The sequence below is a fragment of the Dyella marensis genome, assembly GCF_049532885.1.
Lineage (GTDB): Bacteria > Pseudomonadota > Gammaproteobacteria > Xanthomonadales > Rhodanobacteraceae > Dyella_D > Dyella_D marensis.
On record NZ_CP064029.1, the window covers coordinates 2,252,425 to 2,266,224 of the forward strand.

General features: G+C 67.1%; 12 protein-coding genes. 9 read left to right on the plus strand and 3 right to left on the minus strand.

Annotated features, from left to right (window positions below):
• The first annotated feature begins 7 nt into the window (after positions 1-7).
• Genes tssK through ISN75_RS09975 form a run of 8 tightly spaced genes read left to right on the plus strand, consistent with a single transcriptional unit; the run spans position 8 to position 10,891 of the window.
• On the plus strand, positions 8-1,414 hold the full coding sequence (gene tssK, locus ISN75_RS09940) for a type VI secretion system baseplate subunit TssK (RefSeq protein ID WP_168647504.1): 1,407 nt from the start codon (positions 8-10) through the stop codon (positions 1,412-1,414).
• Positions 1,411-2,178, plus strand: a complete 768-nt coding sequence (locus ISN75_RS09945; RefSeq protein WP_167257417.1) for a DotU family type IV/VI secretion system protein — start codon at positions 1,411-1,413, stop codon at positions 2,176-2,178. The genes tssK and ISN75_RS09945 overlap by 4 nt, the downstream gene beginning before the upstream one ends.
• Positions 2,175-6,191, plus strand: coding sequence for a type VI secretion system protein (locus tag ISN75_RS09950; RefSeq protein ID WP_343821221.1), 4,017 nt, complete (start codon positions 2,175-2,177; stop codon positions 6,189-6,191). Before ISN75_RS09945 ends, ISN75_RS09950 begins: the two co-directional genes overlap by 4 nt.
• Positions 6,192-6,207: 16 nt before the next feature.
• Positions 6,208-7,353 carry a type VI secretion system protein TssA gene (tssA, locus tag ISN75_RS09955; protein ID WP_343821219.1) on the plus strand — a complete coding sequence of 382 codons (1,146 nt, stop codon included), beginning with the start codon at positions 6,208-6,210 and terminating at the stop codon, positions 7,351-7,353.
• Between the two features lie 25 nt (positions 7,354-7,378).
• Positions 7,379-7,960, plus strand: a complete 582-nt coding sequence (locus tag ISN75_RS09960; RefSeq protein ID WP_343821218.1) for a DNA/RNA non-specific endonuclease — start codon at positions 7,379-7,381, stop codon at positions 7,958-7,960.
• Positions 7,961-7,979: 19 nt separating this feature from the next.
• Entirely contained in the window at positions 7,980-9,113 is a 1,134-nt protein-coding gene (locus tag ISN75_RS09965) for a hypothetical protein (protein WP_343821216.1), read from the plus strand.
• 45 nt (positions 9,114-9,158) lie between these two features.
• Entirely contained in the window at positions 9,159-9,749 is a 591-nt protein-coding gene (locus ISN75_RS09970) for a hypothetical protein (protein WP_168647499.1), read from the plus strand.
• A gap of 44 nt (positions 9,750-9,793) precedes the next feature.
• Positions 9,794-10,891: a M91 family zinc metallopeptidase gene (locus tag ISN75_RS09975; RefSeq protein WP_343821214.1), complete on the plus strand. Its 1,098-nt coding sequence runs from the start codon at positions 9,794-9,796 to the stop codon at positions 10,889-10,891.
• A 494-nt stretch (positions 10,892-11,385) separates the two neighbouring features.
• Here ISN75_RS09975 and ISN75_RS09980 read toward each other — a convergent pair whose 3' ends face one another.
• Positions 11,386-11,730: a hypothetical protein gene (locus ISN75_RS09980; RefSeq protein ID WP_343821211.1), complete on the minus strand. Its 345-nt coding sequence runs from the start codon at positions 11,728-11,730 to the stop codon at positions 11,386-11,388.
• On the opposite strand from ISN75_RS09980, the gene ISN75_RS09985 reads away from it, so the two are divergent.
• Positions 11,717-12,976, plus strand: coding sequence for a hypothetical protein (locus ISN75_RS09985; RefSeq protein ID WP_343821209.1), 1,260 nt, complete (start codon positions 11,717-11,719; stop codon positions 12,974-12,976). The two genes, ISN75_RS09980 and ISN75_RS09985, sit on opposite strands and share 14 nt — an antisense overlap.
• 29 nt (positions 12,977-13,005) lie before the next feature.
• Here the strand turns inward: ISN75_RS09985 and ISN75_RS09990 are convergent, their stop codons facing one another.
• Both ISN75_RS09990 and ISN75_RS09995 read right to left on the minus strand, forming a co-directional pair.
• Positions 13,006-13,296: a hypothetical protein gene (locus tag ISN75_RS09990; protein WP_343821207.1), complete on the minus strand. Its 291-nt coding sequence runs from the start codon at positions 13,294-13,296 to the stop codon at positions 13,006-13,008.
• A 184-nt stretch (positions 13,297-13,480) separates the two neighbouring features.
• A complete protein-coding gene (locus tag ISN75_RS09995) occupies positions 13,481-13,765 on the minus strand; it encodes a hypothetical protein (protein WP_343821205.1) in 285 nt (94 codons plus the stop codon).
• Positions 13,766-13,800: the final 35 nt, after the last annotated feature.

Below are 13,800 nucleotides of genomic sequence, written 5' to 3' on the forward strand. Positions count from 1 at the left end.
AAGCGCCATGAACGCCACCGTCGACACCCTGGACAGCCTGCCGGAGCCGGTCTCCTGGTCGGAGGGCATGCTGCTGTCGCCGCATCACTTCCAGCAGAACGACATCTACTGGAACAACCTGCTGCACCGCCGCCTGGTGATGCTGCAGCCGCATGCCTGGGGCGTGCTGGACATGGCGCTGGACCCCACGGAACTGAGCAAGGGCCGGGTGGTGTTCCAGCGCCTGCGCTGCGTGATGACCGACGGGCTGGTGATCGACTATCCCGGCCATTTCGCGCCGGCGGGCCTGTCGCTGGACCTGAGCGGCACCGACTGGAACCAGCAGAAGCAGGTGCGCGTGCATCTGCGCGTGCCGGTGCGCGGCAAGGGCGCGGCCAGCGACATCGGCGACATGCAGCGCTACACCATCGAGCGCGGCAACCTGGAGGCGGACGAGAACACCGGCAAGGACGAGATCGTGGTCGACCGCATGCGGCCCAAGCTCAGCCTGGCCGCGGGCGACAACGTGGCCAAGAGCTATTGCTCGGTGCCTTTGCTTGAGCTGTACGGCGATTCGCGCGGCGTGCATCTGGCGCCGTTCCATCCGCCGATGCTGAATATCGGCGCCTCGGCGTTCCAGGGCGACGGCAGCCTGCAGCGCTCGCTGGCCTCGCTGTCGGAGCTGCTGTGGAAAAAATACCGCGAACTGCTCGGCGTGCGCCTGGACGATCGCGGCCAGCCGCGCCTGGACAGCGAGAGCAGCGCGCAGGTGCAGGCCGCGCGCCATCTGGTGATGGCGATGCCGACTTTTGACGTGATGCTGCAGTCGCCGCATACGCATCCGGCCGATCTTTATCTGGGCCTGTCGCAGCTGGTGGGCTTCGTCGCCGCCACGCCGGGCGCGCCGCCGCCGCCGGTGCTGGGCGCCTACGAGCATGAGGACTGCGTGCCCGGTTTCACCCGCGCCATTGCCTACGTGCGCGACCAGCTCAACCGGCTCAATGCCAACTTCCGCGTGCTGGAATTCCAGCGCGTGGGTAATTCCGGCTTCCGCCTGCAGCTGCCGCGCGGCATCGACACCGGCAAGCTGCTGATCGAGCTGGCGCCGCGCGCCGGCCAGAACGCCGCCACCATGAGCCAGTGGCTGGGCAGCGCGCGCATGGCCAACGAGGAGCTGATCTACCTGCTGGTGCGCCGCCGCTATCCCGGCGCCACGGTGAAGGAGGCCACGCCGCAGCAGGTGGCCGCGATCAACCTGCGTCCCGGCGCCTTCGTCTACGAGGTGAACAACGCCACCATCGAGGGCGAGGACGGCGCGGCGCGGCCGCTGATCAGCGAAGGCCACACCTTCGTCATCCTCGGCGAGCCGGACGAGCACGTGCCGGCCGCGATCACCCTGTACCTGCCGCGCGAGGGAGCCACCGCGCGGCCATGAACGGAACGGTTGCCTCCTCCAACTTCCTGCTGGGACGCTTCGCGGCGTTCTACGAGGAAGTCGCGCAGGTCAAGCTCGCCATCCAGAAGGGCGAGCTGACGCGGCTGCTGCAGCCGGACAACCCGCACGGGGAGCTGGAGGCGCACCAGAGCGTGGAGCGCATCGCGCACCGCCTGCTGGCCGTGCTGGACCGCCAGTCGCGCGACGTGCAGGCCGCGGCCACCAGCGCGGAGCTGGAGGCCTACCGCCGCGCGCGCTACGCGATGGTGGCGCTGGCCGACGAGATCTTCATTCTCGAACTGCACTGGGCCGGCGCCGAACACTGGCCCGAGCACCTGCTCGAATACACGGTGGAACGCTCGCGCGTGGCCGGCCGGCGCTTCTTCGACCTGGTCGACGACCTGATGGGCGCGGGCGAGCGCAGCACGCTGGATGCGGACCTGGCCGCCGTGCTGCTGCTGGCCATGCAGCTTGGCTTCCAGGGCATGTACCGCGGCGCCGAAGGCTTGAAGAAACTGCGCCAGTACCGCGCGCGGCTGTATCCGCTGGCCAGCGGCCGCAAGCTCGGCAGCGTGGAGGCGCGCGCGTTTCCGCAGGCCTATGACTACACGGTGGTGTCCGACCGCGACAACACGCGCATCGCGCTGGCGCCGTGGCTGCGCGCCGCGGCCTACGGCGCGGCGATCTACCTGGTGCTGTCGTCGCTGGTCTGGCTGTTGCTCACCTGGTCGCTGCTGGACGCGATCAACAGCGGAGCGACATGAGCCCGAACCCCGCGCCCGCTACGGCTTCCAGCACTGCCGCTGCTTCCAGCGGCGGCTTCGATCCCTTGTTCCTGGTGCTGGCGGTACTGGCGGCGCTGGCGTTTCTGCTGATCGCCTGGCTGATGTGGCGCGCGCGCTCCAAGACCATCGCCACGCGTCCGGCGCAGAACCGCGATGGGCAGAGCGGGTGGGTGCGCTTCCGCGACGGCGCGCGCCGGCGCTATGCGGTGATCGAGCGCGCGCTGCGCTATCTGTGGGCGCGCCGCGACTGGCGCTACAAGAGCTCGTGGGTATTGCTGATGGGCTTCCCCGGCGATGGCAAGAGCAGCCTCGCCGCTTCGCTGCCCAAGGACATGCAGCGCGCCACGCATCAGCGCAAGGCCAAGCAGGAGGCGTATCTCAGCCAGGCCGTGCCGAACAGCCAGTGGCTGTTCCTGGAGCGGGGGATTCTGATCGATCCGGACAGCGTGCTGGGCGAACCGCTGAAACCCGCGGCCGGCATCGGCGGCTCCGCCACCGACACGCCCGGCGCGCGCTGGAGCGAGATGCTGGCCGATATCGACAGCCTGCGCCCGGACCGCGCGCTGGACGGCATCGTGTGGGTGATCTCGGCCGAGCGCCTGTGCCAGGCCACGGCGGAGCAGCGCGCGGCGATGGGCCGCTATGCGTATGCGCGCATCCACGAGCTGCAGGATGCATTTGCCTATGCGCTGCCGGTGTACGTGGTGTTCAGCCACTGCGACAGCATTCCCGGCTTCGACGGTTTCTGGCGCACGCAGGACGCGCGGCTGCAGCGCCAGATCGTGGGCTGGTCCAGCCCCACGCTCGACGACAACGGCCTGCCGGCCGACTGGGTGCCCAAGGCCTTCGACAAGGTGATCGAAGGCATGCGCAGCCTGGTGCTGGAAGCGGCCACCAGCCACGACCATATCGACGACGTCGACGGCTTCTTCCTGTTTCCGCAGCACATGCGCAGCCTGCAGGCGCCAGCGCTGGATTTCCTCTCCACGCTGTTCAAGACCAATGTGTACGAGACGCGCTCGTTCTGCCGCGGCCTGTACTTCTGCGGCGTGGTGGATGCGGGCAAGGGACCGGAGGTGGCCGGGCCGCGCAAGGATGTCGCCTTCACCGAAAGCCTGGTCCGCGACAAGGTGCTGGGCGAGCAGCGCCTGGCGCAGCGCACGCAGAAGGGGCTGCTGGCGCGCAACCGGCTGATCCGCCGCCTGCAGCTGGCGCTGGTCGGCCTGGCCGTGCTGCTGGCGGTGGCCTTGCCGTGGAGCGCGGCGCGGGTGAACCACCATGCGCAGGGGCTGCGCGACACGCTGCTCAACATCCAGCTCAACAGCCGCTCGCTGGCCCAGCACGGCTGCCTGGACCAGGAGCGCGTGTACAAGCTGATCGCGCAGATCACCACCTTGAGCGAGGACACGCGCTACGCCGCCATTCCGCTGTCGTGGGTGGACGGACGCATCCATCGCGGCATTACCGAGGTGGTGTCCAAGAACGCGCTGCAGCAAGTGGTGCTGCCCTCGATGGCGTGCAAGCTGCAGCAGCGCATCGACGATATGTCCGCCGCCACGCTCAAGGTGTCGGAGAACACGGTGGCGCCGGATGCGGTGTATGCCGATTATCTCGCCCAGCTAAAGCGCCAGCTCGACCAGCTGTCGGCGCTGGAAGGCGGCCTGATGCGCTTCGGCCGCATCGCCCAGCCGGGCATGGCCGACCGCAACGCCCAGCTGCTGGATTTCGGCGCGCTGGCCGATTACCTCTACGGCAGCCCGCTGCCGGCCGACACCATCAAGCGCGACAGCCCGCTGGCCGACGCGCTGTCGGTGGCCACCTATGCGGACGCGCCGGCGATTTCGCCGGAATTGCGCGAGCGGCTGGGCAAGCAGTTCGAGCGCATGGCCGCGCAGGCCGAGCGCGACCTGCTGCACCGCGCGGCGGACGGCGTGCCGCTGCTGTCGGCCCTGCAGGAAGGCAAGCCGCCGCTGCTCGATACGCTGCGCGGCTTCAACAGCTGGCTGGCCTGGGTGCACAAGAGCTGGCTGCTGAGCACGCCGCAGGACAACCCCTGCACGCGCATGGGCGAGGAGATCGCGCCGGGCATCGAGCACCTGATCAAGAACCACCACTACGACCCGGAGCTGCGCACCACCCTGGGCTTCTTCGACCTGGACAGCTGCTACCAGCCCGCGGTGGACAGCCTGCGCAGCGCCACGCTGGCGCCGTATGGCGCGCTGTTCGTGGTCAATCCCAGCAATCACCAGCTCGAAGGCATCAGCCCCGGCCTGGGCCGCGAAGTCGGCGGCCTGCGCGCGCTGGCCGGCACCGCCTTCATGCAGGTGAAGTCGCCGCAGCAGTACAGCTGCAACGGCGCCGCCGGCGGCTGGCGGCCGAGCACCTTCGACGAACTGCTGACCCAGCTGCGCGAATACCAGGAATTCGCCAGCCACGAGAAGATCGACCAGACCGGCAGCAGCACGGGGCAGCCGCTGTACGAGCGCCTGGCGCGCACCCAGCTGCAGCTCGCCTTGCAGGACAGCCTGGCGCGCAACCAGCGCGGGCAGGTGCAGGCGATCGATACGGGACTGGACGCGACCTCGCAGCTCGATCGCGAGCTGGCGGACGAAAGCTCCAGCCTGGCCGCCTCGGTGGAGCCGCTGCTGCAGGCCCAGCAGCGCATGCGCCAGCTCGGCTTCGGCAGCCTGGCCGACGAGGTAGGGCAGTGCGCGCAGAACTATGCCTCGAGCATGCTGCTGGATGTGTCGGAGCTGGCCTCGGCCAGCCATCTGTACGACCCGCCCGCGCCCAGCGGCGGCGACGACAGCGCGCCGCTGTTCGATCTGGGCAGCGTGCCGGTGCTGCAGGGCTACCTGGATCGCCAGCTGCAGCGCGCGGAAGTGCTGTCGCGCTACGCGGCGCCGTTCGTGACGCTGCTGAAGCAGACGCGCGGCGTCAACAACAGCCAGCGCATCAATACCCAGGTCGACGCTTACTGGGGCGGCACCATCAACGAGTTGAACCGCGCGGTGCAGTTCGCCGACCCCGCGGGGCAGGTGGCGCACCTCAACGATTTCTTCCTCAAGCAGCTGGCCAGCCTGAGCTATGCCAACTGCGAGGCGACCCTGGCCGCGTATGTGCCGGCCGCGGTGGGCAACGATCTGTTCTCTTCGCGCCGCGGCGATATGGAAAAGCTGGCCAGGGCGGCGTGTTCGGGCCGCGGGCAGGCCAGTTCGGACCTGCACTACGCGCGCATCGGCATGCTGTTCAACAGCCAGCTGGCGGGGCGCTATCCGTTCGGCCCGGTGGATTCGCGCGAAGTGTCGCCGGCGGTGGTGAAGGCGTTCTTCGTCTACTACGGCAAGGAAAAGCCGGAGCTCAAGGCCTGGCTGGAACACGCCACCGGCCCGCGCGCCGCCAGGATGAAGGCCTTTATCGGCCAGCTCGATGCGGTGGAAGCATTCTTCGCCGGCAATCTCTCGGCGCAGCCGCAGAGCCTGCCGATCCAGGTGAAGGTGGGCTTCCGCGCCTTGCCGGACCGCTCGCCGATCAGCAACCAGCTGATCGGCTGGACGCTGCGCGCGGGCGGCGCGCAGGGTGCCGCATGGCCGGGCGCGGACGACAGCTTCGCCTGGAGCGTGGGCACGCCGCTGTCGCTGGATCTGCAATGGGCCGACCGCTCGCGCTATATGCCGGTGCCCGACGCCGCGCAGCCGGAGCTGCGGGCCAGCGGCTATCACGCGGTGTTCGACACCGGCGGCTCCTGGGCGCTGCTGCGCTGGCTGGATGCGCATGCCGCGCCGCCGGAGAACGGCGCGCTCGATCCGGGCCAGCGCATGCTGCATTTCGCCGTGCCGGTGCTCGACGGCAGCGCGCCGAGGGATGCCAAGGCCACGGACAAGGCCGACCTGTACCTGACCCTGAAACTTTCCGGCACCGACGCCACGACCAAGGCGCCGGTGCCGCTGGAGGCGCCCGCGTTCCCGCGCGACGCGCCCGTGCTGTGGTGACCGACGGAGCAATGCGATGAGCCAGTACGCCCAAGCCAGGAACCTGGAGGCCACGCCGGAAGCGGTGGCCGAAGGCTGCGACGACGGCGGCTATTTCGAACGGCGCGTTGGCGTGCCGCTGGCCAGGCTGCTCGCGCCGCTGGACGGCCCGCAGCCGGCCGGCGCTTCCGCGCGCGGCAGCATGGGTTTCCGCATGATCCAGCAGCTGCGCCAGAGCGACGACGCCAGCCTGCCGATGGGCGCCTGGGCGATCGAGCCGCGCCGCGCCAACTGGCCGAAGGTGTCGCAGCTGGCGGCCGGCATGCTCGACACGGTGGGCAAGGACCTGCAGCTGGCCGCCTGGATGCTGGAGGCGGAACTGCACGAAGGCGGCTATGCCGCGCTGCGGCCGTGCTTCGCGCTGCTGCGTGGCCTGTGCGAAACCTGGTGGGACGGCCTGCATCCGCGCGAGGACGGCGACGGCTACGACGCGCGCTGCAATATCGTGCGCTGGATCAACGAGAAGCTGCTCAACACCATCGCCCTGCTGCCGCTGGTGGAAGACGACGAACACGTCGCCAGCTGGTCGCAATGGGAGCTGGCGCATTACCACGAGCGCATGCGCGCGGTGCACGGCAACCTGCCGGAGGAAGCGCAGGACGCGGCCACGCTGGAGGACCTGCAAGGCCTGCTGGCGCGCATGGATGCCGGCGACCTGCGCGGACGCCACGCCGAGATCGGCGAAGGCCGCGCCGCCATCGCCGCTTTCGAGCACGCCTTGCGCGAACGGCTGGGGCCGGAGACGCCGCCGCTGGGACGGCTCGACGAGTTCCTCGCGCGCATCGAGGCGCTGCTGCGCGGCGAACTGACCCGGCGCGGCCCGGCGGCCTTGCCGCCGGTGGCGCCGATGCCGTTCGACGAGGAAGCGGATGAGCAGGACGAGGAAGGCGCGCCGCACGCGGCCGGCGATCTGTTCGGCGAGCGCGAACGCGCCTACCAGGTGCTGGCGCAGATCGGCGAATACCTGATGCAGGTGGAGCCGCACAGCCCCGTGCCGTACCTGATCCGCCGCGCGGTGGCGTGGGGCGGGTTGAACGCGGCGGAGCTGTATCGGGAAGTGTTCCAGAAAGGGGGCGGGCGGATCGAGATCTTCGAGCTGCTCGGCGGCGAAGCGGACGCCTGACGGCGATCAACGGGGGATACACGACATGCCTGCCTGGACACGGCGAGACATCAAGGAAAACGGCACGACGATCGGCCGCATCCACTACGCGCAGATCGACCAGCCGCGCTACCGCTCGATGAAGGAGAAGGCGAACATCGCGCGCCAGAACCGCTTCGGGCAGCGGCAGCGCACGTATCCGGGCGTCGGCGGCGGCGTCAAGAAAGTCTATGTGTCGGCAAAGCTGCGCACGCGCCCGACCGGAGCGCCGCGCGACAATCTGGCGGGGATCGGCGTGGTCAATCCCAGCTACGTGCCGGCCAATGTGCACAAGGCCCACCTGGCTTCGGACCGCTTCGGCGGACCGAGCAATGCGCAGAACCTGGTGAACGAGAAAAGCCGGATCAACCTCAGCGCCCATAAGCGCATCGAGAACCGCATCGCCCGCCTGATCAAGGACGTCACCGCGCCGGGCGATACCAATGCCAACCGGACACGCGGCGGCATGATCGTGAGGGAAACCTATTCGCCTGGCGGGAGGCCGACGGGGCGCACGTACATGGTCAGCGTGAAGGACCACACGACCAATACGCGCAGCTATCACAAGCTGGAATTCAAGCCGATCTGACGCCGAGCGCGAGGTACGCATGCCATCCCATCCCGCCAAGGACAAACCGACGCCGCTGCATCTGTCCATGCAGAAGCGCAATACCGTGCGCTACAAGAAGGCGGGCAAGCCTTCGCTGCAGAAACAGGAGCTGGGCAAGCTGGCCCGCCGCGGCCTGGCCGGCCCGCTCAGGGCCGAGCTGAAGCAACTGCGCGGCAAATGGGTGCCCTGGGTGAGGAAGGGCGGCGGCGGGCAGTATTCGAGCAAGATCCGCGTGCGCACCGACAAGACACTGACCAGCCGCGCCGGCGCCAAGCAGAGTTTCGTCGGCATCGGCCTGGACGAGCACGTGGCTACGCGCCTGCTGAAGATGCGCGCCTTGTGGGGAGGCGTCAGCAAACGCAAGGCGAAGAACCTGTTCGATACGCGCTCGCGTACCGCCGACCTGGTCTGGTACAACCCGCCGCCGAACCAGGGCGCTGCCGTGGGCAGCTGGCAGCCCATCGCCGGGCATACGCCGGCGATCAAGTCCAAGGCAGTCGGCGGAACCTCAGGCGCCATTACCGAAGGCCATGGCAATGGCCGGCCGGGCAGCGGACGCGACGGCCTGCGCGAGCTGGCGGTGGACCAGACCCGGCAGGACGCGAATTCGCCCAAGCCCTTTACCGACACGCTGATCATGGGCTCGCTGGCGACCATCAAGTACATGTCCGATCCGTCGACCCGGCTCAAGCTGGCCAGGCCGCATGTGAAAGCGCTGCCGGGCGCGCGCTACGCGGCGCTTACCGGCAGCAAGGATCTGCGCAAGAAGAAGCACTTCAAGAATCTGGTCGCCCACGTGCAGGAAGAGCGCGAGCGCAAGAAATGGGAGGTCGGTGCGGTGATGCGCGGCGACGCGCGCCTGGCCGGGATGGTGCCGCCGGTGATAAGCAATTATCTGCACGCGCACGGCAACCAGCCGCGCGCCGCCATGGAAGCGTTCCGCAGCGACGCGCACAGCACCAACAAGAAGCCGCCGATCAATACATCGGTCGAGTCGGATACGCGCGACCTGACCACCAAGTCGCTGCACCACATGGCGACCAAGACCAATACCAGCGGACGCCGGCAACGCTCGCTCAGCGACGCGCGCATGCTGCCGGTGGCGCCGCCGCAGAACAGCCGCGGCCATTGACCGCAGCCCCGGCGTCCATGCGACGCACGTAAAGAGGAGACCGACATGCCGAAGAACCGCAACTGGACCTGGGCGCCGGTGAAGGAGGGCAACCAGACCCTCGGGCGCGTCAATTATGCCGTCTCCGACCGCGCCAGCTACCGCGCGTTCAAGACCGAGGCCAATGCGGCGCGCGCGCCCGGCACGCGCTTCGGCCATCGGCAGGTACCGCACGGCCCCGGCCTTGGCATACAGCGCGCCTATGCGTCGAGCAAGCTGCGCCTGCGCCGGACCGGTGCCGCGCGGGCGTTGCTGGCCGCGACCAATGTGCTTAACCCCGGGCACCTGCCGGTGCCCCGCAACAAATCGCATCTGATCGCCGACAAGTTCGGCGGGCCGAGCATCCAGAACAATCTTTCCAATGAGCGGCGCTCGATCAATCTGCGCGGGCACAAGGTGATCGAGAACCGTATCGGGCGGCTGCTGCACGCGGCCAGCGGCGGCAATACGAACCCTACGAGGGTGCGCGGCGGCATCGTGGTGAGGGAGACCTTCAACGCTGCGGGGCAGCCCACCGGGCGGCTGTACATGGTGAGCGTCAAGCATCTGGTCACCGGCAACCGTACTTTCCACAAATTCACTTTCAACCGCACCTGAGTCCGGCGGTTGCGTAGCGAAGGCCATTATTCAAGGAATTCCCCATGCCCAAGGACAGTCTGAGAACACGGGTGGTCGAGAAGTTCGCGGCGGCCAACAGCGCAGGCGTCGCACCGAAAGTGGCTCCGCGCGAACAGCGCTTCGTCAAGGACATTACGTCCAAGCTTTCCAAGGCGAATGCCGAGGGCAAGCGCGCCGATATCCCCAAGCGCTGGGCGCCGGTGGTGGCGCGCGTGGCGCGCACTTCGGCGGCGGGATTCACGCCGGAACTGCTGCAGGCGCAGGCGCAGAAGCTGAAGCGGGTGGAGAAGGTGCAGGTGCACGGCGAGCTGGCCAATGTGCATGTGAAGCGCAGCGCCGGCGAGAGCGCGGCCGCGTTCACCGACCTGGCTGCCGATGCCCGCCGGTCCATGCACACGCTGATGAGCAAGCCGGGCGGGCATCAGATGATGAAAGAGCTCGACGCACGCATCACGCAGAACCGCCAGCACGCGGGCGAGCATGCAGGCGTGCATATCAGTTCGACCAAGCCCGGCGAGACCTCGAACATGAATGCCCCGCATATCGCGCCTGGGCAAGGACTCGCGCAGAGCGTGGGCCAGGGCTACCGCTTCGACGGCAAGGAAGGCAAGGGCTGGGGCAGCGAGGTGCGGATCAACCCGAACGAGGCGAAAGCCAACCGTTTTATCGGCCTGGGGCATGAGATGGTGCATGCGCACCGCCTGGCGCACGGCAAGGGAGTGGGTGTACCGGAGGTCAATCAGGCGAACCACGCCTTGTTCACCAACCCGGCCTCGCTGGGTTCGCAGGTCGATGCCGCGGGGAACGCGCAGTTTGGGCAGCATCTGAAAAACGTGGTCGGGCACAGCAACCAGCTGCAGGAGGAATTCGAGACCATCGGCCTGGCCAGGACGCCGCGCGGCGCATTCAACCCGTCGGAGAACATGCTGCGCGCGGAGCACAACCTGCCTGCGCGCACCGAGTACTCCAAGCTGAAGCCCGGCCATGACAAGGACACGCTCGCCCAAAGCGATGCGCTGTTCGACAACCGCTGGTGGGGCAAGCGGCTGTGGCACAGCGTGTTCGGCGGGTATCCGGCGCCGACGCCGGTGCAGGATATGGTGAAGCGGTACAAGGATTGAGCGCGGGATGGACGGGTTCCACTGAGGCCACGATAAGGGTTCCCGATGTCCAGAGGCTGGAGAAAGCGCTCGTCCAGTGACATGCAGGGCGGCAGCGAACCGAATCCGAACGACGGCAGAAAGGCCGGTCGGAGCCGGAACGCGACCAACCCTCCACTTGCGCCGCCGTCGCCGATCGACGAGATCGAAGACTTTTCCCCGTCGCCGCCGCCGTCGCGTTCGCCGTCGCCCATGTCTGCCCCAAGGCATGGCTTTTCGCTGTCGTCGAGCAGTGCTGCCGCACCTGGCAGCATGGGGAGCGTCGCGGCATCTTCGGCGCGTCCTCCCGGCGGCGGACGGACTATCTCGTCCATGTTCCGCAACTCTCTGCCGGCGCCGGTCGATCCGTTGGCGCATGACCCGATCGAGGACGACGACTCGCCACCGCGCGGCGTGCGGTCCCATGGCGGCGTGGCAGCATCGTCGTCGACAGCGTCGCGGACTCCCCAGAGCGCTCAGCGCCGCAGCCGCATCCCGCCGTTGCAGCTCTCGTCATCGTCATCGCCACGGCCGCGGCCACGCGACGAGGCACCCCAGCGCCAGCGCAGCCCTTCGATGGGCGAGCTCGACCCGATCCAGGATGCCGATTCTCCATCCCGGCGCAGTCGATCCCCATCGCCGGTAGCGCACCCGTCTTCGGCGCATCCGGGCCTTGCGCCGGTATCCCATGCCAGCTCATCTTCTTCGGCATTGCAGCCGGGGCCGTCGGCGCCACCGATGCCGGTTTCGGCGTTTGCCGCGCCTTCGACGTCGTCCGCGCCGTCCAGGCCGCCGTCATGGGAGGACTTGAACAAATCCAAGGGCGCGGCCGAGCATCGGTTTTCCAGGAGCTGGTCGTGGTGGAGCGGGCAGCCGCGCTTTGCGCCGGGATCCCGCTACAAGGAGAACTTCGAGCATCCCACCGCTGGAGATGCTGACAAGCGGAATCTGGCCGAGAACAACCTGCAGAGGCGCACGCGCGACCCCGCCAGATTTTCCATCAGGGCGTTGAGCGAGCTGGACGCGCGTCCTGCCGGCGCGTCGGGTGCGCCCAGGGAGAATCTGGAGTTCCTCCAGCGCAGGCGCGGTCTGGGTGGTAGTCCGGTCTTCAGCACCGCCCTGGTGGCGCCGAATGCCAGTGGCGGCTCTTCGCGAAGCGTAGCGCTGGAGCCTCTATATGCCGAACGGCGGTACCAGGGACTGGAGCAGCAGCGCATCGACAAGGGGAAGGAACATTTTGCCGGGACAGGACGGACCTATCCGGATTGGGTAGCCCGATCCCGGCAGGGCGACGGCAGCTACAAGACCATCGCGTTCGATCTCAAGGTTCCGCTGTACAAGCCCGGCACGTTCATGCAGCAGTTCTACCAGCCACCGGACGGCGCACGAGGCATCAAGCAGGAGTTCGAGCAGCGCAGGGAACGCATGCCTGCCCATACCGAACAACGCCTGGTGTTCGACTTGGTCAGCGGTAATCACAATTACAAAGTGAGCAAGCAGGCGATCAGGGATTTCGCCGATGCGCATCGAGATTCGTCGGGACAATTTGTGGCCGATTCGGCGCAGTTTCTCTATCGCAGGGAAATCAAGGACAAGAGCGGAGCCTTCCCGCGCGGAACAGGGCGGTACGAAGTGAAAATGTCCAAGCCCATCCCGCTCAATCCAGCCCCGGCAGCCGCCGCGTCGAGCATGGGCAGCAGCTCCAGTCCGGGCTCGATGCTTGCGGGTGTGGGCGGAGCTTCTTCATCGACGCTACGCACGGCATCCTCAAGCGCCGCCTCGTCGATGCCTCCACCTTTGGCGGTCCCGCCTCCTCCAGGTATCCGGCCCACGCCATCGGTGCCGGCGCAGAGCTCGAGCTCCAGGCCGCCTGGCTCGCTCAGTCTTTCGAGTATGGCTTCCGGCGTACATTTTCCTACGGCACCCGCACCGCATCAGCCGCCGCCATCGTTATCGGCGAACAGTACGGGGGCGAGGCAAAGCACTACATCTTCCAGCACCAGTGCTTTGCCGCGGCACGTTTCGACGGCCAGTTCGACGGGCAAGGGGGGCCAGGGGCCGTCCTAGTGCGGACTCGTCCCCATTGAGTTGTAGAACTAGATTCGAGCCGCGGCTACATAGTAATCAATCGCTTCATGTAGAAGCTGCCAAAGATCTTCTCCATCTTTCCTGAAGAATGATTCGCCGAAGAGTGGTCCGGCAACGACCACCGTGTAGATGGATGCCTTTGAGCGGTCGCCATCAATCTTGACAACTATGTTTGCGCCATTTTGTCCTGCGGCATCAAGAGCGGCCAGCATTTCTGCCGCCTCTCGCCATCGAGTAACGGCTTCGATGGTCACTTGCCCGGCTTGTTTGAGTTTCTCGATCGATGCTTGCTCGTTCATGCCTGCTTTTCCGATGTCGCAGATGTATCTTCAAAACTTCTTGGTGCCTGATGATCTTTCCCTACGTCACTCTGATTGAGCCCTGCGAGATCACTCCTCGTAACGGGTGGATGAATTATCTGGTAGGTCATGCCTTCCCCAAAAGGTCGCGATTGCATGATTGCGCCGAATCGCGAGTACGGATTCAATCCCACGCAATGGCTTCCTCAACGGCCGAACGGAACCGCGCCCACACGTCATCGAACTCGGCCTCGTCTCCCCAGCCTGGAGAAGCGAAATCATGGATGACAAACACTCTTTCCCCTGTGCTTTTTGACAAGCAAGCCAGGTCATCGTTGTCTTGCCTGTAAGCGAATGGAAACAGCTCGCGGCCGGGGTGGCGCTTGGCCAAGCCGCGTGCGCGAGCCAATGCCGCCTCACTTTCCAGAATATGCCAAGGAGTGAGGTGGACCAGCCCTTGTTCGATCATTCGGCGGATTGAACGAGGGTACTCAAGCTTAGGCA